Source organism: Salinibius halmophilus (assembly GCF_003577475.1).
Lineage (GTDB): Bacteria > Pseudomonadota > Gammaproteobacteria > Pseudomonadales > Natronospirillaceae > Salinibius > Salinibius halmophilus.
In genome coordinates this window covers 177,560-201,355 of record NZ_QPEP01000007.1, presented here as the reverse complement: position 1 = coordinate 201,355, position 23,796 = coordinate 177,560, and the positions used below count along the sequence as shown (strand labels likewise).

Annotated in this window: 18 protein-coding genes; 9 read left to right on the top strand and 9 right to left on the bottom strand. The window is 49.5% G+C overall.

The genetic code is table 11. The features are described 5' to 3' along the window. Window positions 1–172 precede the first annotated feature (172 nt). From DUW71_RS09905 to DUW71_RS09885, 5 genes are all read left to right on the top strand, one after another. Window positions 173–1,864: an ABC transporter substrate-binding protein gene (locus tag DUW71_RS09905; RefSeq protein WP_119395094.1), complete on the top strand. Its 1,692-nt coding sequence runs from the start codon at window positions 173–175 to the stop codon at window positions 1,862–1,864. A 91-nt stretch (window positions 1,865–1,955) separates the two neighbouring features. Then, entirely contained in the window at window positions 1,956–2,939 is a 984-nt protein-coding gene (locus tag DUW71_RS09900) for an ABC transporter permease (protein WP_119395093.1), read from the top strand. After that, a complete protein-coding gene (locus tag DUW71_RS09895) occupies window positions 2,936–3,892 on the top strand; it encodes an ABC transporter permease (RefSeq protein ID WP_119395092.1) in 957 nt (318 codons plus the stop codon). Before DUW71_RS09900 ends, DUW71_RS09895 begins: the two co-directional genes overlap by 4 nt. Beyond that, on the top strand, window positions 3,889–5,694 hold the full coding sequence (locus DUW71_RS09890) for a dipeptide ABC transporter ATP-binding protein (protein WP_119395091.1): 1,806 nt from the start codon (window positions 3,889–3,891) through the stop codon (window positions 5,692–5,694). The genes DUW71_RS09895 and DUW71_RS09890 overlap by 4 nt, the downstream gene beginning before the upstream one ends. A 48-nt stretch (window positions 5,695–5,742) precedes the next feature. Next, complete coding sequence (locus DUW71_RS09885) at window positions 5,743–6,861, top strand: AMP-binding protein (RefSeq protein ID WP_119395090.1); 1,119 nt, start codon at window positions 5,743–5,745, stop codon at window positions 6,859–6,861. Here DUW71_RS09885 and DUW71_RS09880 read toward each other — a convergent pair. The 9 genes from DUW71_RS09880 to DUW71_RS09840 form a co-directional block, all read right to left on the bottom strand. Continuing rightward, window positions 6,835–8,391, bottom strand: coding sequence for an aromatic amino acid ammonia-lyase (locus tag DUW71_RS09880; protein ID WP_119395089.1), 1,557 nt, complete (start codon window positions 8,389–8,391; stop codon window positions 6,835–6,837). The two genes, DUW71_RS09885 and DUW71_RS09880, sit on opposite strands and share 27 nt — an antisense overlap. Beyond that, a complete protein-coding gene (locus DUW71_RS09875) occupies window positions 8,384–9,505 on the bottom strand; it encodes a methyl-accepting chemotaxis protein (RefSeq protein WP_119395088.1) in 1,122 nt (373 codons plus the stop codon). Before DUW71_RS09875 ends, DUW71_RS09880 begins: the two co-directional genes overlap by 8 nt. Window positions 9,506–9,530: 25 nt before the next feature. Then, a complete protein-coding gene (locus DUW71_RS09870) occupies window positions 9,531–9,878 on the bottom strand; it encodes a photoactive yellow protein (RefSeq protein WP_119395087.1) in 348 nt (115 codons plus the stop codon). A gap of 41 nt (window positions 9,879–9,919) precedes the next feature. Further along, a complete protein-coding gene (locus DUW71_RS09865; protein WP_119395086.1) occupies window positions 9,920–10,651 on the bottom strand; it encodes a hypothetical protein in 732 nt (243 codons plus the stop codon). Window positions 10,652–10,884: 233 nt separating this feature from the next. Beyond that, window positions 10,885–12,912 (bottom strand): methyl-accepting chemotaxis protein, encoded by a 2,028-nt coding sequence (locus tag DUW71_RS09860; protein ID WP_119395085.1) that lies wholly within the window; start codon window positions 12,910–12,912, stop codon window positions 10,885–10,887. Window positions 12,913–13,055: 143 nt separating this feature from the next. Next, window positions 13,056–13,820: an ATP-binding cassette domain-containing protein gene (locus DUW71_RS09855; RefSeq protein WP_119395084.1), complete on the bottom strand. Its 765-nt coding sequence runs from the start codon at window positions 13,818–13,820 to the stop codon at window positions 13,056–13,058. Between the two features lie 70 nt (window positions 13,821–13,890). Continuing rightward, the gene (locus DUW71_RS09850; protein WP_119395083.1) at window positions 13,891–14,880 is read right to left on the bottom strand and encodes a FecCD family ABC transporter permease; all 990 of its coding nucleotides are present in this window, start codon (window positions 14,878–14,880) and stop codon (window positions 13,891–13,893) included. Next, window positions 14,865–15,677, bottom strand: a complete 813-nt coding sequence (locus DUW71_RS09845) for a heme/hemin ABC transporter substrate-binding protein (protein WP_158583963.1) — start codon at window positions 15,675–15,677, stop codon at window positions 14,865–14,867. The genes DUW71_RS09850 and DUW71_RS09845 overlap by 16 nt, the downstream gene beginning before the upstream one ends. Before the next feature lies 1 nt (window position 15,678). Beyond that, window positions 15,679–16,683: a hemin-degrading factor gene (locus tag DUW71_RS09840; RefSeq protein WP_158583962.1), complete on the bottom strand. Its 1,005-nt coding sequence runs from the start codon at window positions 16,681–16,683 to the stop codon at window positions 15,679–15,681. 308 nt (window positions 16,684–16,991) lie between these two features. Between DUW71_RS09840 and DUW71_RS09835 the strand changes: the two genes are divergently transcribed. The 4 genes from DUW71_RS09835 to DUW71_RS09820 are packed head-to-tail and all read left to right on the top strand — an operon-like array spanning window position 16,992 to window position 23,704. Further along, window positions 16,992–18,452 carry a DUF3375 domain-containing protein gene (locus DUW71_RS09835; protein WP_119395080.1) on the top strand — a complete coding sequence of 487 codons (1,461 nt, stop codon included), beginning with the start codon at window positions 16,992–16,994 and terminating at the stop codon, window positions 18,450–18,452. Continuing rightward, entirely contained in the window at window positions 18,449–19,210 is a 762-nt protein-coding gene (locus tag DUW71_RS09830; protein ID WP_119395079.1) for a DUF4194 domain-containing protein, read from the top strand. The genes DUW71_RS09835 and DUW71_RS09830 overlap by 4 nt, the downstream gene beginning before the upstream one ends. Continuing rightward, complete coding sequence (locus DUW71_RS09825) at window positions 19,203–22,550, top strand: ATP-binding protein (protein ID WP_119395078.1); 3,348 nt, start codon at window positions 19,203–19,205, stop codon at window positions 22,548–22,550. The genes DUW71_RS09830 and DUW71_RS09825 overlap by 8 nt, the downstream gene beginning before the upstream one ends. After that, the gene (locus DUW71_RS09820; protein WP_158583961.1) at window positions 22,547–23,704 is read left to right on the top strand and encodes a DUF3322 domain-containing protein; all 1,158 of its coding nucleotides are present in this window, start codon (window positions 22,547–22,549) and stop codon (window positions 23,702–23,704) included. The genes DUW71_RS09825 and DUW71_RS09820 overlap by 4 nt, the downstream gene beginning before the upstream one ends. Window positions 23,705–23,796: the final 92 nt, after the last annotated feature.

Genomic DNA, 23,796 nt, shown 5'->3' with positions numbered 1-23,796 from the left:
GTCAAGTTTTCAAGCGTCGGATTTCTGACAACGTACGGGTCAGAGTTTTTTTCAACTTTTAGCCAAAAATATTTGACATTACGTTTAGGTAATATCAAATTGGTAACGTTCCCAATTAACTTTTATCTAGACGTTAAAGGAACTTAACAACAATAAGAACGCGAGGCACTCAATGAAAAAGCTCTCAACCCTGGCATTAACTGCCCTTACACTTGCAACCGGTTCCAGCATTGCCCAAGACATTCCAAAGGGTGGTGAACTATCGGTTATCACTAAATTGACCGATGCTCATGTGCGCAACTTCAACCCCTACAACGATGCCGTCGGCCTGTACTTTGCCCAAGACTTTATCTATGAAATGTTGTGGATTCCCAACATCATGCACCCCGATCAACCAATTCCCGTACTGGCTACCAGTTTTGATGTTGCCGATGATCTAAAAAGTGTGACGTACGAATTGCGCCAGGGCGTGCAATGGTCCGATGGCACCCCATTCACCGCTGACGACGTTGTATTTACCGTTGAATACGCCAAAGCACACCCTGATTACAATATTCGCGGTATTAACTGGTACAACGAAGACACCGGCGAGGGCAGTATTATTGGGGTTAAGAAAAATAATGACCATAGTGTGACCATTTACATAGACGAGCCTAATGGCCTTGCCTACTTAGGCTTGGGGCAGATGTATCCGCTGCCTAAACACGTGTTCGAAAAGATTGATGACCCGAAAAACTTCCGCAATGAAAACCCAGTCGCAACAGGGCCATTCACTAATGTAGAGCACTTTTCACCGACCATGGTGAAGGTTTGTCGCAACGAGAATTACTGGCAAGGCGATAAACCTTATATTGACTGCATAAAGTTTCCACAGTACTCAAGCAATGAACAAGCGCAAGCAGCTGCGTCACTGGGTGAAGTAGACTGGTTAGGCGTTGGCCTTACCAATGTGCAGGCCTATAGCCGCAAAAGTGAGCATAACAAGTACTGGTACTCGGCCGGCGGCAACACTAACTTGCAACTTAATACAACCAAAGCACCATTCAATAATCTAGCCTTCCGCCAAGCCATGAGCATTGCCATTAATCGCCAAGACTTACACGACTTCGCAACCTTCGGCTTAACCACACCAACCAAGTATCCAATTGGCACTGGTGAGTTTTATGCCAGCTGGTACAACGAAGAGCGCCTAGAGCCTTATAAATACTTGATGGAGTACAACCCAGAGCTGGCGATGGAAATTCTCGATGAGGCCGGCATTGTTGACCAAAATGGAGATGGCTGGCGCGATATGCCAAATGGAGAGTCGATCGACTTCAAAATTTCGGTACCAAGTGGTTGGACAGACTGGGTGAACTCGGTCATGCAAATTGCCGAAAACCTGCAAGATATCGGAATTGACGCTAGCGCTCATACACCGGATGAGAATGCTTGGTTTGAAGCAGTGCCAACAGGCGACTTTGATGCCTACATTATGTGGACCCACTCTAACGTTGTGCCGTGGGGCACTTATAATGATTTGTTCAACCCAGCCGATATGGAGCCCGGCGCACTAAGCTTCCAAGCCATGCACCAGATGAAGATCCCGGCCATCATGGAATCGTTAGACGCCTTTACCCGCACGGTTGATCGTGAAGAGCAGCTGCAGCACATTGGTGATGTACATGAGCTGGTGGCACAAAATCTACCGGTGATCTCGCTCTTTGCGAATCCAGAATGGTACCAATACAACACCTCCCGCTTTGAAGGTTGGTCGAATGCGGATAACCCGTATGTGCGCCCTATGGTGCATGGTGGTACGCCAGAACGATGGCAGCATGTGCTGAATCTTCATCTACGCAGCGATCAGATGGCTCAAAAATAAACGTTTTGGTTCGCGTGTAATGCTCAGTCTCTAGCCCATGTTTGATGCAGACATGGGCTAGAGATTGCCCCCCCACAAGAGGTACTGCCCAATGAGATTTCTCCTCACTCGAATTGGCTTTTATTTATCAGCGTTTTGGGTTGCCATTACGCTAAACTTTTTTATTCCACGATGGATGCCTGGCGACCCAGCCACGCATTTATTTGTTAGTTTACGTGGCAAGATGAGCGAAGAGGCCCTAGCGGCCATCAAGGTGGCATACGGCTTTGATGGCACACTATGGGACCAGTATGTCGCTTACCTAGGTAAGATATTCACCGGTGACTTCGGCATCTCCACAACCAACTTCCCTGCCCCTGTGGCTGAAACCCTCTTCTACGCGATGGGATGGACACTCTTCCTCGTAGGCATTTCAATCAGTGTTTGCTTCGCTTTAGGCATGCTGATGGGCATTAAAGCCGCGTGGGGCCAGGGAAAGTTTTTTGATTCATTTTTCACCCCATTTAACGTCATGCTATATGCGTTTTCACAGCCAGTAATTGCGCTGTTGCTATTCTACGGTCTGTGCTACCAACTAGAGTGGTTTCCACTTGGGCGCGCTCATCCGCCAATGGTCATACCTGGTTTTACTTGGGAGTTTATCTCAGCCGTTGCCTACCATGCTGTGGTGCCATTGCTAACCATGATTATTGTTGGCATCGGTAGCTGGCATCTGGGTATGCGCAACAACATGATCAACCTTATTAATCAGGACTTTATCACCTTGGCACAGGCCAAAGGTCTAAGCGAGCGGCGCGTGGTGTATCGCTACGCCGCACGCAATGCCATATTGCCGCAGATAACCTCACTGGCCATGACCTTTGGTTATGTGTTAGGGGGCGCCTACATTGTGGAAGTAATGTTTAACTACCCAGGCCTGGGCAAGTTTTCACTGGCTGCCATTCAAGCGCGCGATTACGCCTTTATTCAAAGCCAACTATTGCTAGTAACTGCTTGCGTACTGGTGGCTAATCTAATTTCCGACTTTGCCAATGTGCTTCTTGATCCTCGCCTAAGATATGCGGAGGCAGCATGAACCAAATAGATACCGCAAAACTAGAAACCGCACTCAACCTAAAAAATAAGCAAAAATTTGCTCGCTTACCGGCGCCATTGAGGATGTTTTTGCTCGACAGTAAAGGCGCTATTGGCCTGTTGATGTTACTCGCTATTTTACTAATGAGCTTAAGCGCTCCTTTGTTGAGTGACTACGACCCTCAGCGCCGCGCGGGTGGCTCGCATGAGCCACCTTCGGCCGAGCACATTTTAGGGACCACACGCATGGGCAAAGATGTGTTCACTCAGCTGGTATATGGGGGTCGAACCTCATTATTGGTTGGCTTCACTGCAAGTTTATTGTCTGTTGCCATAGCGATCGTAATTGGTGTAAGCGCTGGCTACTTTGGTGGTGTAGTAGATGAGCTACTAACATTCTTAACCAATGTAATGCTGGTGATTCCAGGATTGCCGTTAATTATTGTGATGGCAAGTTTTTTTGATGGCGGCGCTAGCCCGTTTGTGATTGGGGTAGTTTTTGCCATAACCGGCTGGGCTTGGTCGGCAAGGGTGCTGCGAACGCAAACGCTCACCTTAAAAAATAAGGAGTTTATTACCGCCGCCGAGCTCATTGGTGAGCGTAAATGGCGCATTGTGCTGATTCAAATATTTCCAAACATGCTCTCGCTCACCGTTGGAGGCTTTGTTCTAGGAACCATTTACGCCATTCTTGCCGAAGCTGGCCTTGAATTTATCGGCATTGGCGACCCCAGTGCAGTGACGTGGGGCACCATGTTGTATTGGGCACAAAGCAACCAAGCCATTAGTTTTGGCGCCTGGTGGGAACTGGTGCCACCGGCAGTTGCCATTATGTGGACTGGGGCCGCTCTTACCCTAATCAACTTTTCCGTTGATCAAATCACCAACCCTCAATTAGCAAGCCAGAAAAACCAAAGCAAAATTCGCCGCTTTCTTAAGGGAGCCAGCGCATGAGCCAAGCAATCTTGTCGATCAAAGACTTAAGTATTCACTACATTAGCGAAGATAAAATTGTGCCCGCCGTAAACAAGGTGAGCTTCGATATTCACCCTGGCGAGGTATTTGGCTTGGCTGGCGAAAGTGGCTGTGGTAAGTCCACCATAGCTTTTGCCATTAGCCGCTTAACCAAATTACCAGGGCTAATCACGGGTGGTGAAATTCTCTATCAAGGCATCGACGTTTTGTCGTTGAACCAAGAGGCCTTGCGCCAATACCGCTGGGCTGAGACCAGCTTGGTGTTTCAAAGTGCCATGGATGCACTTAACCCTGTATTAAGTATTGAAGAGCAAATTTGTGACACGCTGTTTGCACACCAGAAAATCGATAAAAAGCAAGCGCGTGAGCGCGCCAGTGAACTACTGGAACTTGTCGGTATAGATCCCGCTCGAATGGGAGAATATGCTCACCAGTTTAGTGGCGGTATGCGCCAACGTATTGGTATTGCGTTAGCACTGGCACTTAAGCCTAAACTTATCATTATGGACGAGCCCACCACCGCTCTAGATGTGGTCGTACAACGCGACATTATTGAAAAAATATACCAACTGAAAGAGCAGTTTGGCTTTGCAGTACTTTATATAAGCCACGATCTATCAATGATGGCCGAGTTTAGTGATCGTATCGGCGTCATGAAAGATGGCGAACTGCTAGAGGTTGCGCCAGCCAAACAAATATGGCGACAACCAGAACACCCGTACACTCGCCAGTTAGCAAAAGCCTTCATGTCGATGAACAACGCCAGTGCCGGCGGTGCTCGGGCGAATGTTCATCATCAGCCAATCCTCGCACTAAACCAAGTAAGTAAACAATTCAAAACTAAGGCAGGTTTTTTACGCAGCAAACCCTTCAATGCATTGACCAATGTGAGCTTTGAACTCAACCCTGGTGAAGCCATGGCATTAGTTGGCGAGTCTGGCAGTGGTAAATCGACCTGCGCCAAAATACTCAGCCAAGTCTATGCGCCCTCAAGTGGCGAGCTATTGTTTCACGGCAAAAATGTTTGGCAAGAAAAGGCATCCAAACAAGCCTATCGAAAAGCCGTGCAAATGATCTTTCAAGACCCTTTTGGCTCACTGAACCCAACACTAAATGTGGGTTATCAATTGGCTCGGCCAGTACAAATACATCACCCGCACTATAGTACTAAAGAAGTTCAAGTACGGGTGGATCAGCTACTTGAACTTGTTGGTTTGCCCAGTGCATGGGCAAGGCGTTACCCTCATGAGCTGAGTGGCGGGCAACGTCAGCGGGTTGCGATTGCGCGTGTATTAGCCGTAGAGCCAGAGGTAATCTTAGCCGACGAGCCCACCTCTATGCTTGATGTGTCATTGCGTACCGGCATTTTAAACCTGTTAAAGCAGTTAAAAGACGACTTCAACATCGCCTTTTTATACATCACACACGACATCGCCACAGCGCGCTACTTTGCCGAGCGAACAGCGGTGATGTACCGGGGGACAATCGTTGAGTGGGGTAATAGTGATGCGGTGACCGAAGACCCACGCCACCCCTACACCAGAACATTGCTAGAAGCCATCCCCAACCCAGACCATCATCTAAGCGAAAACAGGCAAACCAGTTTAATGCAGCAAATATGGAACCCGAATGGTCGGGGCTGTACCCACAGCCACTACTGTGAGGGGCCATGCCAGCATGAGCTGACCACGGTACAAATCAGCCCGCATCATTTCGTTCGTCACTTTGATTTTGGACCGTATCACGACAGCCTAAAACACATGCCGAAAAAACGCGCATAAGATAATCATTGGCTACACTTTTTGATGCAGTAGCAGGAGGCGTAGCCAATGAAACTCACCAGATCGCAAGTATCAATTGTAATTAGCGACATCGTGCAAGCGAACATCGCTAAGTTAATGCCGCAAAGCCGAGTTCCAAGGCAACAATTGTTTGATGAACATCTTGTTGATTCGCTTACCCGTTACCAGGTAGCAACCGAAGTAGCGGTATTTTTCTGCCTTCACGAAACCAACAGTGAAACTGAGTTACTAGAAGACTATGGCTTAACTGCTTGGACAGATGTTGTGATGCGCCACCTAGGTAGCCATAACCAGCGCCTGTGCTTTACCACATCCGGCTCAACCGGCCTGCCAAAACAAGTAATACACAATACAGCTGACTTAATTGCCGAAGCCAGCTATTGGGCAACCCTATTGCCAAGTGGCGCACAGTTTTATCGAACCATTCCGGCACATCACCTGTATGGTTTCATTTTCACCGTGCTACTGCCGAACCACTTTAAACACAGCTGCACAGACTTAAGGGACAACCTGCCCATCAGTTATATGCCCACCTTGCCGAGTGAATCCGTGTTGATTAGCTCGCCAGAAGTGATGCGCTTGTGGCTACACGCCAATCAGCCTCTTGCCAACGGGCCAATCGTTATAACCTCGGCGGCACCGGCTAGTGTGTCCATGAGTCAGCAACTACTGGCTCTGGGGGTGAATCGCCATATTCATGTATATGGCAGCACTGAAACGGCGGGTATTGGCTGGCGCGAAAATGACGAGGAAACGTTTAAACTGATGCCAGATATAACGGATGGACTTGAACGAAATCGTCGTCCACTCCCCTTGCAAGACGAGCTCAAATTCACCTCACCTCGCCATTTCACCATACAACGACGCCTAGACAACGCCATTCAAATTAATGGCTACAACGTTGTGGTAAGCAATGTGCAACAAAAGCTGCGCACGCTACCAGGTGTACAGGAAGTTGCCGTGCGCCCAGTTGACGGCCCAATGGGTACTTACCTAAAGGCGTTATTTGTGCTCAAACCCGAGGCAACCCAAGCACAGTTGCAAACCCTGCTTGCACAATTGCCAGAGTACGAGCGCCCACGTCAATGGCGCCTTGCCGATCAACTGCCTAAAAATGAACTAGGCAAAGTGGCTGACTGGGAGTAGTTGCTCATCTAATGCAACAGGCTGACTAGCGCTGAGTAGTACAGCTTTTAAACGGCGCAACACTTGGTTTTGCTGCGCCGCCCATTGGCCTAGCGGCACTTCAACTTGCTTGGCCAAACACTCAAAATACTGCCAGCCGTTTGGCTCGCTTGCCAATTGTTGCTGGCGTATGGTCATGGCTCTTAGGGTAATCAGCGCAAAGACAGCCGTTTGCTCGGCTAACCAATCAACCGACTGATCCGCCATATTCGCACTGCCAAATGCCAAGCTATTAATATTTTGATTTAATTGTTCGGCATGAACTGGGAATAGGTTCGTCATCGAGTTCGCCAGCAATTGAATTTGTGGCGTAATCGCATTACTGATCAGTTGCAGCGGTTTGGCTGCAACCGAAAAGCCAGACGTGGCAAGCGATGCCGGCAAACCACGACTGTATGCGGGTTCGACCAACAAACTAATTTGTGCTTCCATATGTTTCGACAGTTGGCTAAAAGCTTGGCGCATACCATCCATTGCCCAAGCAATATGCTGAGCTAAAAAGTGGCCCCCGTGGTAAATCTGTGAGTTGATTATCACAGGGTTGTCGGTGACGCTATTGGCTTCGATTAAAACCGCATCGCGACTGCGGTTAAACTGCTCCAAAATGGGTGACCAAAACTGAGGTAAGCAGCGCAAACTGTAGCGATCTTGCAGCAACGAACCGTGGCTGAAAGCCAGTTGCCGATCATTATCTGACTGCACCCACGGGCTACCAGCTAGCAATGAAGCAAGCCAAGCTGCGACCGATTGCTGATATGGAAAGGGTTTTAATTGTTGAAACTCACTGGCGAGTGTAGAGGCGTTAAAGTGCATTACTTCGGCCACACAGGCGTGTAGCTGCAACTGGTGATTAACCAAGTGGCGAGCGCTTAGCATAACGTTGCCTGCAATGGCCGTAGAGAAAGAAGTGCCATTTATCAGCGCAATGCCCTCTTTCGGCTTTAAGATGAGCGGGTCAAGCCCATGCGCCTGCAAACCTCTCTTAGCGTCTAGCGTCTCGCCGTGCTCATTCACTAGATGCTGATCGTCATACCCCAGTGCCGCCGCCGCCATTGTTGCCAAAGGCACCAAATCACCACTGGCGCCAATAGAACCTAAATCGAAAACCTGGGGAATGAGTTTGGCGTTGAGTAAGTCAATATAGCGCTGCAGAAGCGCGGGGCGGATAGCTGAGTAGCCTTGCGCTAGACTGTTTACTCTTAGTAGCAAGGCAGCACGTACATGCTGGATTTTCAGCGGCTTGCCTACGTGCAAGGCATGATCTCTAATTAACTGGCTCTGCAATGCTTCATGGTCGGCCACTGCGCTGTCGGCCATACTACCAAATAAGGTGTTCACGCCATAAATGGCTTCCCCTAGGCGCAAGCGTTTGTTGAGTTCATCGATACTGGCTTGCAGCTGCTCACTCGGCTGCCAGCTGACCGAGGACTGATCAACAGCGACTTGTTGCCAAAGCCGATAATCAATAGCGCCAGGATTCAGTTTAAGCATCTACACTAGACTTTTCTAACTCGATGCCGAATAGGTCGGCTAACTCAGCCACCGATAATGAAGCCTGCTGGGCAAAAGTAAACAAGCCTTCAAGCATAGCAAAATGGCCTTCTAGCTCATCCTGCGACTGCAGCAGTATACCTTTTAAACCACTCACGGTGCCTGCTGCCATCCCCATGGTGCCGGTTAACGATTTCACCTCCGACACCTGACTTTCTACTTCTTGCAACACTTGCTCAAGCTCATCGCGTATTTGCTGACTGGCTGAATCCATTTGTTCAATGGCCGTTACCGATTGTTCGCTGCTGGTATCAATAGAGCTAGAAATTTGATTAATGCGCTGGGTTGCTTCATCGGTTTGTTGAGCGAGCTTTTTTACCTCGTCGGCGACAACGGCAAAGCCGCGACCACTCTCCCCTGCACGCGCTGCTTCGATGGAGGCATTCAAGGCTAGTAGCTGGGTCATGTTAGCAATATCTGAAATTGACTTGGTGACATCAGCAATTTCGATCACCTGCTCTCGCAAAGACTTCATTGCCACACTGGTAGTTTGGGCAACATCAACGTTCTGCTGCACCGTTTGTTGCAGCTCGTTGGCTTTTTCAACCATGTTGTTATACCCACCGCCCAGCTGGCTCACCGACTGATAAATTTTGGCAAAGCTGTCGGTAGCATAATCCGAAGCCTGACTAGATTGGGTGAAGGCATTGCGCACTTGACCTGGGTCGAAGGGGTGCTGTGAGTCAATCGCGTCGATGTGTTTGTAATATAAACTGAGGCCCTTGAAAGCATTTTGCAATTCGTCTATGCGCGCCGTTTCGCTTTGATACTTGCCTTGCATCTCGGTGTACTGAGCCTGCAAAGCACGCAAGATTGGCTGCATAAATTTAGGCCCTTTTTCAACGGCATCAGCAATATGATCGGCGCCTAACAAGGCTATTAGTTTTTGTGTGAAACTCTGGTTTACTTGCCAGAACAGCACAACAAAAATTAAAGTAAGCAGTATTGCAACGAACAAAGCAAGAGTCGTAGAAAACCATGACAAACCCGCAATAATGAGCGGACTAACCGCCGCAAACAACGCGCTTGCACTTAAGGTTTGAATACGACTCATGCTCTACTCCTTAACTCGCTAACCGCTATTTATTGCATAATAGGTACTGGCTATTAGCACCTTTAAGCAGACGAAGTTTTACCGGCGTTGGTGCCATCTTAAGAGTAAAGGTGTAATCGAGTGATTCATCAAGTGTGGCGCCCGCATCATATTTTTGCGAGACCATGAAGTTATTGGTACAAGGGGCCACTTGGCTGAAGAAGTGCTTGCCAATTACGGCAGACTTTGACATACCGGTAAACTTCGACTGCCAGTCGTTATAGTCGGTTACTTTGCCATCGTGTGACATTTTCACAATGCCAAAGGCCGCCCCATTCATTGCACTGGTGGATGCACTATCTAGATCTGCAACAGAAACATTTGCAAAGTTCATTTCACTTCCCTCACAGGTTAACGTGGTCTGGTTACCCAGGTTTATGACAGCGACAACACAACGGAATACCCCTGCAAGTCGCCCTTCATATCAAGAATACTTTGTAAGTTAATTTGGCCACTCACACGTTGGTGATGGCGGTCGGTCATTGTGGCGCTGAAACTTGCAACACCACGCTTAGCGGCCAGTGACATGCATTTTTCTAGTTCGTTGGCATCACACTCGACTATTTCGAGCAGCGACATGCCGATTGCATGCGTTGAGATCGTACCGAGTACCACCTCGCCGGTACGATTCCAGCTGTCGACGATACCGACGGCATCAATGGTAAAAAATACATGGTGCTGTAGGTGATTGGTGATAGCCGACAACCACTGATCTCGGTAGTGGTTTTGCTCGGCTAACTTCATCTGCTGCGTTACATTGTTTAACGACGCAAAGTAACGGTCTTGTTCCTGGCGAGCCACGGTAATGTCGAACCACAAACGCTCGCTACCCTGCTCAGCGGGTACGTCGACGCTGTAGCGCACGTTCTCTTGAATTTCGCCATTATCAGCGTCAAACGCCTTGATGACTGCTAGCAAAGAAGGGATATATTTGTCGAGAAAATCAAAAAAGTTCGGAAAGTAGGCGCCCATTGAAATACGGTTAAACACCTGTGCAAGACGTGGGTTGGCCATTCTAATTGTGCCGTCTTGTCCAAACTCAACGAGTGCCACTGGCGCAACGTAGAGAAACTCGTACAAGCGTTCAAGCTCTTGCTCTTGCGACATCTTGCTAACTCCTTCGCTATGGATAGAAGTTAGAATAGATCAAGCATCATCAATTGCAGGCATCATCGTATGTACCATCTAACTAAGCGCTTATAGACGAAACAATTACATACATAAGGAAACAAAATTTCCTATGTAAATCAAGTGCTTACAAATTACTTGACTAAATCACTTGGTTTATTTGTTACAAATATCTTCACAAGATTACACTGCATGCAAGGGTGTGAGCAAAGCTAGCTCTTAAACTTCGACACCACAACTTCCAGCTCGTTGATGTGCTCATCCAACAACGAAGCGGACTGCGACGAATGCGCCATACGCTCACTCATACGCTGGTTATGGGCAACCATCTGTGCAATTGACTGCATACTATTTTTACTCATGCTCAACTCGTGCTGAGCCACATCATCAATGGAAGCGGTGCGCGCAAGCACTGTTTGCAGCACCTCGCCAGTGCTGTGCAGAGTTTGCTCTGTACCCTTACTAAGCTCTAAACAGCTGCCTGCATTGTTCACACAACCCTGCATTGTACTAACCGCGGAACTAGCACGCTGGCGCAGTGACTGTGTGGTTTGTTGAATGAGCTCAGTGGACTCACTGGTTTTGCCTGCTAGGGCCCGTACCTCATCGGCCACCACTGCAAATCCTCGTCCTTGCTCACCAGCCCTCGCTGCTTCAATGGCAGCATTGAGTGCCAACAGGTTAGTTTGCTCGGCAACTGTTTGAATGGCCTGCAAAATACTGTCGATACTCGCAACGGCATCGGAAAGTTGCGTCACTACGCCTTCAGCTTGCGAGATTTCTGCGGTTAACGACTGAATGGACTCGCGAGTTTGCTGTACAGTTTCAATGCCTTTGCTGCCAAACTGTTCGGCTTCGCGCGTCGCCGCTACAGCCGCTTCCACTGCTTCAGCCGTTTGGCCAACTAGGTCATCGAGCTGGGTAAATACGTGATTAATTTCAGTAATTGCCTGAGATTGCGCTTCGCTTTCTTGCGCCAGTTCACGCAAATGGCTTTGCAGCATAGACGCCTGCTCGCTTACTGCCCTAGCAGTAAGCTTGGCCTCGTTCACCACCTGCTGAACTTGATCAACAAAGCCGTTAAATGCTCTTGCCGTTTGACTCAGCTCATTGTTGCCTTTAACTGGTAAGCGCTGAGTTAAATCGCGCGCTCCACTGGAAACGCCATGCATATAGGAGTTCAGGTTTCGAATGGGTAGCATCACGCTGCGAAATAGTAGAACCATTAGGACGAATACCACGGCTAATACCACGATCCCCACTAATACTAACCGTGATTGAATACCAACGGCAGAACCAGCTATTTCGACACCATAGCCTTCCACTTTGCTGTCGCCTTCTTCTTCAAACTGCTCGAGCGTTTCTAGAATTTCATAGGAAAGGGTTTCATAATTAGCAGCTGCCTGATGATAAGCTCTAGCTGCGTCCACAACCTGCCAAAGCAGGGTATCGAACGTCTCAGACATAGCCGGAAAGACCTCAGCATAAGTTCCCTGCCCTAGCGCTTCAGGTACATAGCCAGAAAAGAAAACGGTTTGGCTAAGTTCGCCAATGGCTTCGTTTTTAAAGCCAAGGTACTCTCGAATTTTGGCCTCCGCCTCGTCAGCAGGCATAGACTGCTGAACAAACAACTCCAAGTAATAAAAGGCACCTAAGATACCTATGTTACTCTCCATAGCGCCGTCAGCGGTTTGCCACTTATCTTTCAAGCCGCTATTCCAGCTTAGCAACTGCACTTGGTCTGGATTCGCACTAAATTGTTCAAACACACTATCACCAGCCTCTTCCATTGCTTGGCTTAGTTCGACAAACTGCTTGGCATGGACGTCAAACTCAGCTTTGCTTTGGCGGTACTGTTGGTAAGACTGAGTAACAGAATTGGCTAGGTCTCGGTAGGCTTGCAACCGGCTTTGAAAGCCTTCAACAGCTTGTGCATCCATTAAGTTGGCGTTGGTTAAACGAGAAAATGCTTCTGTGGTAAGCGCTTGCGCTGAATCTTTGTCGGCTAGGCTGCGCCGTGGATCGGCACCAGCTAATAAGCGCTCAATAGCAATAATTTCTTGCTGGACACCAATGGTCGATTCCATGGCACCATCGGCAGTATCCCAAGCGGGGCCAGTAACTTGCTGTACACCATTGACTAAACTACCCGTGCCACGTAAGGCAATCACCAGCAAAACAATGACAAACAGCGCAATAATTGCGAATCCAACAAGTACCCTATTAGCAAGTGAAGCCATGATGCTACCCCCAAGTTCCAATGTATGAAACCTAGAACATTAAATCGTTAAATACCAAGTTTACTGGTAGCAGTGACTACTCTCCTAAAAAGTTATCCACATAACTCACAGGTTATTCACAGGCTGATATTTAACGATTCGCTTTAGGCAACCTCTTGGCGTGCGACGCTTATCACGGGCGTGTACTGTGGATCTTTAAGGGTTGCTGCCGGCAAATTATAAAGGCTGTCTGCCAGTTGGTGGTTTACCACGTTCTCTACCAACCCTTGCTGCACAAGTTCACCATTTTTAAGCACCAGTACTTCATCGGCATATTTTGCTGCCAAATTCACGTCGTGTACCACACTAACAACGCCAACCCCTAAACGAGCTAGATATTTGGCAATGGCAAAAACTTGGTGCTGATACTGAAGATCGAGGCTAGAAGTGGCTTCATCCAGCAGCAACCACTTACCTTTCGCTTGCGCCAAAGGGCCTAGTTGGCAAAGCACGCGAGCCAGCTGCACCCGTTGCTGTTGACCACCCGATAACCGATTATATAACTTATCTTTTGCCGCCAGCATGCCCACTAACTCGAGGCAATTGTCTACCAACTCGTTACTGTCGCAGGCCGTATGGATGGCACCCAGCTTCACCACCTCTACCACGGGTAGCGGAAAATTGAGCGCCACACTTTGTGGCATTACCGCGCGCATGCAAGCCAACTGCGCCAAACTTAGCTGGCTAAGCGCTTGTTGATTAATACTCACCTTACCAGCACAAGGCTTGCGCGTACCCGCCAGCAAACCTAATAGCGAAGACTTGCCACTGCCATTTGGGCCAACAAGCGCATAAAAGCGGCCAGGTTTTAAGGTGAGATTAATGCGGTGAATCACATCTAACCATTGCAGGTGCTCAACGTTAATCATGGCTGTCCTCGCTATGTTTTATCAATGAGTGGTTTTACTGTGTTGTTTTGCTGCCTAACATAACAAATTGCTAGTTGAATAAGTTGCCGTGGCGCTTAGCGCGCATTAGCAAATAAATAAACACTGGTGCACCAATAAAACTGGTCAATATGCCAATGGGCACCTCGGCGGGTGGGGCAATCACCCGAGTAACCGCATCGCAGAGCACAATAAAAATGCCGCCAACAAAAAAGCTGACTGGCAACAAATGCCGATGCAAAGCCCCCACCACGAAGCGCACCATGTGCGGAATTACCAGCCCAACAAAACCAATAATGCCGGCAAACGCCACCGCTACCCCAACAAACAATGCCGTGGCAATCACTACCTGATGTTTCACCGCCCGAGGGTTAACGCCCATCTCCATAGCAGGCCCCTCGCCTAACAACAAAGCATCTAACGACTTTGCCACCCGCCAAAGCAACCCCAGCGCCAGCAACACCACAGGCAACATAATGGCCACTTCAAACCAACTTACATTGGCCAGTGAACCCATGGTCCAAAAGGTTAATGCCCGCAGTTCGTTATCGTCGGCGATGTAATTCAAGGCACCCACCACAGCACCGGCCAAAGCAGAGATAATAACGCCAGCTAGAATCATAGTGACCACGGGTGCTTCTCTACCAGCCAAGGCCATTACCAAATAGGTAGTGATGACCGCGCCCAAAAATGCCGACAGTGCAATGCCCATAGGCCAGCTACCAGCCAGCACAATAGACAAAGCAGCAAATAACATGGCCCCCGCAGTTACCCCAATCAGCCCAGGATCGGCAAGCGGATTGCGCACCATGCCTTGAATAGCAGCGCCACTTACCGCTAGGCCTCCGCCAATTAAAAAGCCCAAAACTACTCTTGGTAGGCGCAGTTGCCAAACGACCGCTGCCGCACCCGTGGCATCGCCGCGTAGCTGAATGGCGCTAAACCAGTGCTCTAGGCTTAATGGCACTGGCCCCACTAATGAGGCCAGTACCATGGCGGCAGCACTGATTGGCACCAGCCAAAACTTTATTGACCTAACCATGTTTGCACTTGCGCCACCGCTTGCGGTAAACGAGGGCCAAACGTTAGTAGGTCTAGGCCGTCGATGATGTGAATGCGGCCATTAATGGCGGCCTTGGTATTTTTTAAGGCAATGTGGTCTTGCCAGAACTCAGGCCCTTCTTCGCTGTGCATGATCATAATCATGTCTGGATCGGCCATGGCGACCACCTCGGCAGATAAAGGCTTGTAGCCTTGCATATCGGCAAAAGCATTGGTGGCACCGGCTAGCTCAATAAGTGCATGCGCACGCGAGCCACTGCCAGCGACCATTAGCCCACGACGACTTGAGTTCATGACAAACATTACCCGCTGATTGTGCTGCTGGTTGGTCACTTCAGCCATTTGCTGGCGAAATTCATTGGCCAACTCAATACCAGCAGCTGTTTCGCCAATGGCCTCGCCCACTTGCTGAATCATAGTGGCGACCCCTTCTGCGCTGTAATCCATCTGCAGCTGATAAACGGTCACCCCTAAATCAGTTAGCTGGGAAATGGCCTCGGCTGGGCCTGCATCTTGGTTGGTCACAATAATATCTGGCGCCACCGACATCACACCCTCGGCACTTAAAGCACGCACGTAACCAACATTGGGTAACTCGGTGGCGGCCGCTGGGTAGCTAGAGGTTGTGTCGACCGCCACAATGCGATCGCCTGCACCTAGTGCATAAGCGGTTTCGGTAATGGCACCGTCGATGGTCACTAGGTTGCTTGCAAAACTACTGCAAACCATGGCAGTTACTAAACTAGCAGCCGCTAGCGTGCGAGAAAAAAGGCGCATATTAGGCTCCATGTAAAACTTGGTTAATTAGGGGAGACCAGAAAGTGGGCTCACTATTGCCTTCGCTGCGGCGAGAAAAAATTTGCAGTAGCTGCCCACCGTTGGCGTCGAATAAATCCACACAGTGGATATCACCATCAGCGCTTGGGCGCACCGATGTCCAAACTTGGCTAACCAAACTCAAGTTGAGGTGCAGGTTGAAATCTGGATCGAGCACGTTGTACCAGTCGCCCATGGCCACCAGCTTGCTTAGCCGGCCCGAGTAGATTTGCACCAACCCTTGGTTGTGGCAGAAAATCATAATTTCTTGGCTACTGTCGCGAATGGCCTCAAACAAGCTTACCAACTTGCCTACGTCGGCTTGGCGAGCGAACTCTCTGCCGGCCAACTCGAAGGCACGCAAGCGGCTAATGTTGTGACGCTTAAGCAACGCCATAAACTGGTGCACATCGGTAATGGCTCGCCACTCTTGGCGTAGCACATCAACATTTGTGGTATCGGCAAGCGGCTCTGGGCGAGGTTTGGCATGCTTCTCAAACATGAGTGGATTGGCTGAGCGGTGCTCATCGACCAACTCATGCCAGGCATCAAGATTCGTTTGTTTGGTGGCAAACACCTTATGAATGGCATCGCCGCAGCCGTCGAAGAACTGAATACTTTGGCGTTCGCCTTGGTTGATATAAAGCGTATACGCCCAACGCTTAAAAAATAACCGAGTGTCGATTTCACCCAGCATTAAGCCGCCTTGTTCACCGCCTCGCAACTCGCCACAGGTGCCTTTCACCTCATGTACAGCGGCTTCGTTACGGGTAAGCGCCATAATTTTTCCCACTTTATGCATGCTGCCTAGCAGTACATGTGGCTGGTGCACTAACAGCTCTGTACCTGGCTCCAATAGTGCAAGCTCTAGCTCAGATACGTTAAGTACTTTGGCTGCATCGCGGATGCGTAGTTTGGGTTGCTCGGCACGCAACTGTGCCCAAGCCTTGGAAAGATCTGCTGTCATAACCTTTTCTCTTTCACACTGAATGCGTTTGCGATGCATTCTCATTATATTTTGAGATATGTCAAACTTAATGTTATTGAGAACTGTTACCAGTTAGACAATTTTGCAGTATTGTTTCCAAAATCTTCGATTTGCAAAACCGACGAATGATCACCCGTAGGTTGCACGGCGAAGCCGGGCAACGTGTATCGCCACCGAACATTGGTTTCTCATACTTTCAGCTCATAGGCCCTTTGCAAATGACGTACCATTGCCTACACCCAGCTGCACCAATACAATGCGACAAAACACCTACACGATAAACCCCAATGAAATTTGATCGCCACTTTGCCGTGCAAAGTCGTTTGGCCAAGGAGCACGCAGCGTGGAGGCTACTACGCGCCGACAACGCATCGCTAATTCTGGCCTTTATCACCGACCTATTTAGTGAAGACAGCGAGGTATCGGTCAGTCGTGCCAAGCTGCAATTGCAAGACACGCTCGACAGTTTGCGCCAACAAGACCTATTCGATTCCAAAATTGGTGCTGGTGATTATCTTACCCAGTGGTTACGTGCCGGCTGGCTGCGTGAGTTCGACGACCAACTGAGTAAAACCGACGCCTGTGAAATGGCACTGCGCTTTAGCCAAAGCATTGATGAGCGCGGAGCCAGCACCACGGCCTCGCACCTAAGAATTGTTCAAGACGCCGTGCGTGATCTAACCATTGATGTTAGCGAAGATGCTGAACAACGTTTATTGATTCTGCAACGCAAAAAACAAGAATTAGAGCATGAAATTGCTGCACTAGAAGCAGGCCACTTTGAGCCACTTACCGATGTGCAACAACGCGAGCGTATTCGTGAGGTTTACCAAATCGCCTCGGTACTCACCAGTGATTTTCGCCGAGTAGAAGACACCATTCGCCAACTAGATAAAGACCTGCGCAGTCAAATGATCGACAGCCAAGGCAGCCGTGGTGATACCCTGCTGGCACTAATCGAAAAGGAAACCTTGTTGGGCAAAACCGAGGCTGGGCAAGCCTTTGAAGGCTTCTTTGAATTATTAAGCGACAGTGACCGCGCTAACGAGTTTCGCCAACAGCTTCGCCATTTATTGAGCGAGCCCATTGCCAAGCATCTAAGCGATAGCCAACAGCGTTACCTGCGCAACCTCATGCGTGAACTCAACAAAGAAAGCGACCGCGTATTAAAAATTCGCCGCCGTACCGAACAAAGCCTGCGCCAATACATCGAAGCCGGTAGTGCTAACGAAAACCGCGCAGTTAAGCGCCTAATTAATCAAATTGAGCAGCAAGCCATTCGTTTACGCCAGCAAGAAACGCCCCTGCGCACCAGCACTTCCTTGATGGTTCGCCATGGTCACGCCAATATCCAGTCACCTGAGTCTATGCGCCTGCGCACCCCGGATGAAAAAATAGAAACCGGTGCGGTGATTGAACAAGTGGCAAAACGAGAAGTTAGTCAAGGCATGCTTGGCCATCTGAGTGCTGTGCGCGTGCAAGATGTCGCAAATGTACAACGCGCCTGGCTCATCAAGCACCAGCGCGGCAGCATAGGCGAAGTGATTCAAAACCGCCCAGTGCAAGCAGGCATCGAAGAGTTGGTGGCACATATTCGAGTTGCCAAAGCCGTGAATGCCGTGCGCCTAGAGCAAACCGAAACCGTGCAGATATCCGATAAAACCGGCGCCACCTTAGAAGTTCAGATTCCAACCTTTTTACTGCGGGCAGAAGATTTTCCTGACCAGCTAAGCGATTTAAACCTATGAGCGATAAACAATCGGCCTTCGACTTTTTTGAGCCTGAACCAGTTCAGCCCGAAACAGTACCGGAAGCAGAGCTGAGCGAAACCGAACAACTGGCCAGCGAGCTAGTCGATACCCCACAGGCAAATGAAACTACTGAGGCATCGGACACAAACGAAGAAAATGAGTTTGAACCATCGTCAGAAGAAGGTTTACTGCCACTACCGACTCGCAAGGCCATTGCCTATTTGCTACGCAACGGCGTGCTGCTCGCAAGCCAAAAGCCTAAATTGTTTGCCGATATTGTGGCGGGTAAGCGCGATATTCGCAGCTACCTTAATCAAATCTTCATCGACCTAACGCTGGATGAACACAACGGCGTTGCCTTTATAGGGAATCAACAAATTGATGATGAAGACGCCGAAAGCTTCTCTTTGATTAGCCAACGTCAGTTATTGCTCATCGATACCTTATTGCTGTTGGTGCTGCGCAAATATTACCAAGAGCGTGAAACCCAAGGTGAGCAAACCATTGCCATCGACGATGATAAAATGGCCGACCTTCTTAGCCCATTTATGCCTTTGTTTAATCGCGATAAAGACTTCGACCGCATTTTTAACCCCGCCGTTAAACGATTGCTCGAGAAAAAACTGCTGCTCACCATACGGGGCAGCGAAGAGCGCTATGAAGTGTCGCCATTAATCCGTTATGTCGTCAGCGCTGAGTTTTTGCAGCAACTACTAAGCGAGTACACCCGCATGGCTGGGGGTGAGCATGAGTAACCTAGATCAGCTATTCGCCAGCGGCCAAATTCGTTTAGCACAGCTCTCGGTGTATAACTGGGGCTCGTTTAGCGGCCTGCACACCGCCAACATAGACGCCCAAGGCACACTGGTCACAGGCGACAACGGCGCTGGCAAATCAACCTTCGTTGACGGCCTTATGGCTTTGTTGCTACCACCAGGCAAAGCTAGCTTTAATATTGCCGCCGCCCAAGGCGATAAATCGGACCGTAACCTGCTTAGCTATATGCGTGGCAGCTTTGGCTCGGTGCACGATGGCGGCAGTGCCACGCGCATTCGCAGTAAACGTGAAGGGTCAGTGGTAACCGGCCTGCGCGCCATGTACCAAGCTGAAGACGGCAGCAAAATGACCTTGGCCGCTTTGTTTTGGGTAAAACAAACGGGTAAAGGCTTAAGTGATGTTGAGCGCTTATATGTGTTGGGCAAACGCGATTTAAAACTCACCGAGCTGCTAGAGCCATTTGATGGTGGCAACGTTCGTGCACTGAAAGCACATGTGAAGCAACAGCCCCTATTAGAAGGCTTTGATGGCAACCACAGTGCTTTTAGCGATGCCTTTCGCAAACTGATGCACATGGACAATCGCAACGCGCCCAACTTGCTGGCTCGCGCGCTAGGCCTTAAAAAGATTGATGACCTAACGAGCTTAATCCGCGAACTAGTACTCGAACCAAGTGACATTCGCGACAAAGCACAGAAGGCGGTGTTGGAGTTTGCTGATTTAGACAGCACGCATCAAAAGCTGCTAGATGCCCGCAACCAAGCTGAGGCGCTAAGCGCCCTACCCGAGCAAGCCAGCCTTCGCCAAACGGCCATAGCAGAGCAAACCAGCACCCAGGCACAGAAAGAAGCACTCCCCATTGTTGCCGCTCGCCAACAAGCCAGCATAGTACAGGCGCAAGTAAACGAACTTGAGCAGCAACTTAGTGAGACAACTCAGCAACTAGCTAGCAACAAGCAGCAAAAAACCGCCGAGCAGCAGCGTAGCCAGCGCTTACATAACGATTATATGCAACTAGGTGGCGATAGAATTGAGCAGGCCAAGCGCGACCTCGCGCATGCCCAGCAAGAGTTTGGCCAAACCAGTGCCAACGCCCAAACCTATCAAACCTTAGCAAAGCTGGTTGGCCAAAATGACGAGCTCACAAGGCAAGCATTTGAACAACTACAAGCCAGGCAACAAACAGCACAACAGCAAATCGAGCAACGCGAACAACAGCTACAAGACGAGCTCATGCACGCCGGCAAAGAACTGGGTAACGCCAATGACGCACTCGTGGCGCTTAATGAAGAAATCAGCCAAATTAAAGCCCGGCCCGACTCCAACGTGCCAGCCAACTACCAAACCATGCGCGAAAACCTATGTGATGCGCTGGGGTTAAATAAAAGCGATTGCCCTTTTATTGCCGAGCTCATTGATGTGCACGACAAACCTTGGCAAGGCGCGATAGAACGCTCACTTGGTGGGCTGCGCACCACCTTACTGTTGCCACAAGCCAGCTATCGCGAGGCGACTCGCTGGCTCAATGAACACCACACTGGCGTATTTGTTCGCGCGCAAGTGGTGAACCTAGGTGCAAGCCAGCCGGTAGAGTTTTTAGCAGGCGGTATACTGCGCAAACTAAACTGGCAACAACACCCCTATCGCGATTGGCTAAAACAACATTTAGCTAAGTTTGACCTCACCTGCGTTGACTCGGTGGAAACACTCAATAAAACCGAATACTCCATCACCCTAGCCGGCTTAATTCACAAAGAGCGCGGCCGGTTTGAGAAAAAAGATCAACAAAAAGTGGGTGACCGCCGCCATTGGCTACTGGGTTTTAACAACAAACAACGCTTAGCCGCCTTGGAGAGCGAAGCGAGCGATATTAGCGAGCAAGTTAGCCACTGGGGCGCTCGGCGCCAGCAACTCTTGGCAGAGCAAAAACAACTCAACAAGCAACAAAACGCATGGCAGCGCCTAGTTGAGTTTAGTTGGCCGCAAATTGATGTTAGCCACTGGCAACAGGCCATTAGCACAATTGAAGCCGATCTTGCTCGATTACAAGCACAAAGTGGAGAAATCGAAAAAGCCAAACAAGCCTACGAGGACAGCCTTGCAACCATTGAGCAGCTGGAACAAACCCTGAGTGCGCTAGACAAACGCCAAGGCGGCCTAGAAGCACAGTTAGCCGAACGGCAAAACAAGCTGTCCACGCTAAATCAACTGGCCAAGCTAGCACTAGCACAAGACATTGCTGAACAGGTAAACAAACAACTTGGCCAACAAACCGAGCTAGCCAAAGCTGAAGCCAAACAAACGGCGCTGCAACAACAGTACGAGCAGCAGCTAAACCGCCTACAAAAGCAAATCGGCACAGCGGTAAGCACCATAGTTGGCATTATTAGTAAGTTTCGCGGCAACCCAGAATGGGCACCACTAACGGTTGATTGGGGCACTGGCTTAGATGGCCTAGACGACTACATTGGCCATTATCAAAGCTTAGTTGATGAAGGCCTGCCCGAACTAGTGGAGCAGTTTAAAGAGCGACTCAACAAACACACAGGCCAATCGTTGGCACACCTGCAAGGCAGCTTGCACGATGAGCGCGAACATATTGCCGATCGAATTGAGCAAATTAACCAGGTGCTAGCACGTACCGAGTTTCGCGCAGGCAGCTCACTGCGCTTAAAATGGGATAATGAAAACTATGTGCATGTGCGCGAGTTTGACCAACAACTTAAACAGGCGCTAAGTGCTAAAGGCAGCGATGCCGATCCAGAGGTGCAGTTCAAGCACATTGCACAAGTGATCTCGACCTTGGCAAAAGCCTGCGACCCAAGCACCGCCAAGACCAAACATAGCCTGCGCCTGCTAGAGCCTAGCTATCGCATGGCATTTTATGCCGAAGAATACCGCCACGAAGATGGTGAAACCATCGATGTGTTAAAGTCGTCAAGTGGCAAGTCGGGTGGCGAAAAAGAGTCGTTCGCCGGCACCATTGTGGCAGCTGCACTCGCCTACGTACTCACCCCAGATGGCTACCACAAGCCAATTTACAGCACGGTCTTCTTGGACGAAGCCTTCTCCAACACCGCCGAGTCGGTGAGCAGGCGAGTATTAAAAGTATTTAAAGCGCTGAACATTCACGTAAACCTGATTACGCCGTATAAAAACCTAAACTTGGCACGCGAATCAGCGCGCTCGTTGATAATTGCCGAACGCGACGCCGAACAGCATGAAAGCCGTTTACTCGAAATTACTTGGCAAGAACTAGACGAACAACGCGCCGCGCAAGCCCAAGCCACCTTGAACGCTGCTTTGGAGGCCGAGTGAGCGACTGGGGAATAAGTGTTAACGATGCGCGAGCAGTTCTTTATAGCCGCTATTGGCAAAATTGGCCCAAATGCCAGCGCCTGTTAAATGGCTCGGTCACCTTTCCAATTAGCCTAGGATTAAAGCCACCGAGCGATAAGCAAGCCAGCAGCGATGCAGAAAAGCTATTTGTTTGGCAGCAAGATTGGCGCAACGTGAGCGGTGTTGAGTGGGCCGACAAACGCTGGCAGCGCCTTGGCAGTCAACAAGTGCCAGTAAAGTTAGTGTTTCATAACTTAAAAAGCCTCACCGATTTTTTACAGGTAACCGGCGAGCTTGAACAATGGTTTGAACGAGTTCAGCCATTAATTGCTTTGGCACCTGAATCGGCGGACTTCAAAGCCGAGCTAAAAAAACAGTTAGCAGCGTTGATGCAGTTAACTACGACAGAACTCACCATGCTGCAAGCACTGCTGCCGCAGCTACAAGCCGGCATGGGCGTGGGTTTATACTTGCGCGCCTTGCCGCTTGCTGGCGTGCATGGCAAGTTTATTGAGCAACATGAAAAACTGATTAGCGCATTATTGAACGCCTTACACGATCAGGCCGTTAACAAGGCAGATGGTTTGCTTAGTTGGCTAGGCTGCATGAACAAACCTGCCGGTTGGCTAACCATTCGCCCACTTTGCGAGAAAACAAGACAAGCTTTCGCTGGCTTAGAATTGCTGCAGCTTACTGGCCAGCAACTCGCGGCCTACCCCTTACCTGGCGACACGCTTATTGTGGTAGAAAATCTTCAGTCTGGTTTGGTGGTACCCAATATTGAACACGCCGTAGTGGTGTGTGGTACAGGCAATCACCTTAACTGGCTAGGCGCCGATTGGGTAAAAGATAAAAAAGTCATTTACTGGGGTGACATAGACAGTGATGGCCTAACCCTGCTAGCCCGCGCTCGTGCAATGCAACCTAATCTAGTCAGTGTAATGATGGACGTGAACACGTTCGAGCAATTCAACCACCGCGCTACTCAGGGCAATTCGTGTGGCGCGGTGCCAACTGATTTAACTGAGCAAGAAGCCTTGTTGTTTGAGCGGCTACATCAACAACCCAACCGACTAGAGCAAGAAATGCTTGACGCCGACTATATTTCGCAAGCGTTTTTCAACTTACAGTAGGTTGAACGGCGCGTTTTCGCGCTGGGCCACACTGGCCGGGCAACAAATCAATGCGACTGAACTAACTCAGCCACAATGGCTTCATCTAAATC

Coding starts and splice junctions, on each gene's coding strand:
- DUW71_RS09845 (WP_158583963.1), bottom strand. CDS start 15,677: ATGCGCCTTTTTTCTCGCACGCTAGCGGCTGCTAGTTTAGTAACTGCC.
- DUW71_RS09840 (WP_158583962.1), bottom strand. CDS start 16,683: ATGACAGCAGATCTTTCCAAGGCTTGGGCACAGTTGCGTGCCGAGCAA.
- DUW71_RS09835 (WP_119395080.1), top strand. CDS start 16,992: ATGAAATTTGATCGCCACTTTGCCGTGCAAAGTCGTTTGGCCAAGGAG.
- DUW71_RS09890 (WP_119395091.1), top strand. CDS start 3,889: ATGAGCCAAGCAATCTTGTCGATCAAAGACTTAAGTATTCACTACATT.
- DUW71_RS09885 (WP_119395090.1), top strand. CDS start 5,743: ATGAAACTCACCAGATCGCAAGTATCAATTGTAATTAGCGACATCGTG.
- DUW71_RS09830 (WP_119395079.1), top strand. CDS start 18,449: ATGAGCGATAAACAATCGGCCTTCGACTTTTTTGAGCCTGAACCAGTT.
- DUW71_RS09850 (WP_119395083.1), bottom strand. CDS start 14,880: ATGGTTAGGTCAATAAAGTTTTGGCTGGTGCCAATCAGTGCTGCCGCC.
- DUW71_RS09865 (WP_119395086.1), bottom strand. CDS start 10,651: ATGTCGCAAGAGCAAGAGCTTGAACGCTTGTACGAGTTTCTCTACGTT.
- DUW71_RS09825 (WP_119395078.1), top strand. CDS start 19,203: ATGAGTAACCTAGATCAGCTATTCGCCAGCGGCCAAATTCGTTTAGCA.
- DUW71_RS09905 (WP_119395094.1), top strand. CDS start 173: ATGAAAAAGCTCTCAACCCTGGCATTAACTGCCCTTACACTTGCAACC.
- DUW71_RS09895 (WP_119395092.1), top strand. CDS start 2,936: ATGAACCAAATAGATACCGCAAAACTAGAAACCGCACTCAACCTAAAA.
- DUW71_RS09880 (WP_119395089.1), bottom strand. CDS start 8,391: ATGCTTAAACTGAATCCTGGCGCTATTGATTATCGGCTTTGGCAACAA.
- DUW71_RS09860 (WP_119395085.1), bottom strand. CDS start 12,912: ATGGCTTCACTTGCTAATAGGGTACTTGTTGGATTCGCAATTATTGCG.
- DUW71_RS09875 (WP_119395088.1), bottom strand. CDS start 9,505: ATGAGTCGTATTCAAACCTTAAGTGCAAGCGCGTTGTTTGCGGCGGTT.
- DUW71_RS09870 (WP_119395087.1), bottom strand. CDS start 9,878: ATGAACTTTGCAAATGTTTCTGTTGCAGATCTAGATAGTGCATCCACC.
- DUW71_RS09855 (WP_119395084.1), bottom strand. CDS start 13,820: ATGATTAACGTTGAGCACCTGCAATGGTTAGATGTGATTCACCGCATT.
- DUW71_RS09900 (WP_119395093.1), top strand. CDS start 1,956: ATGAGATTTCTCCTCACTCGAATTGGCTTTTATTTATCAGCGTTTTGG.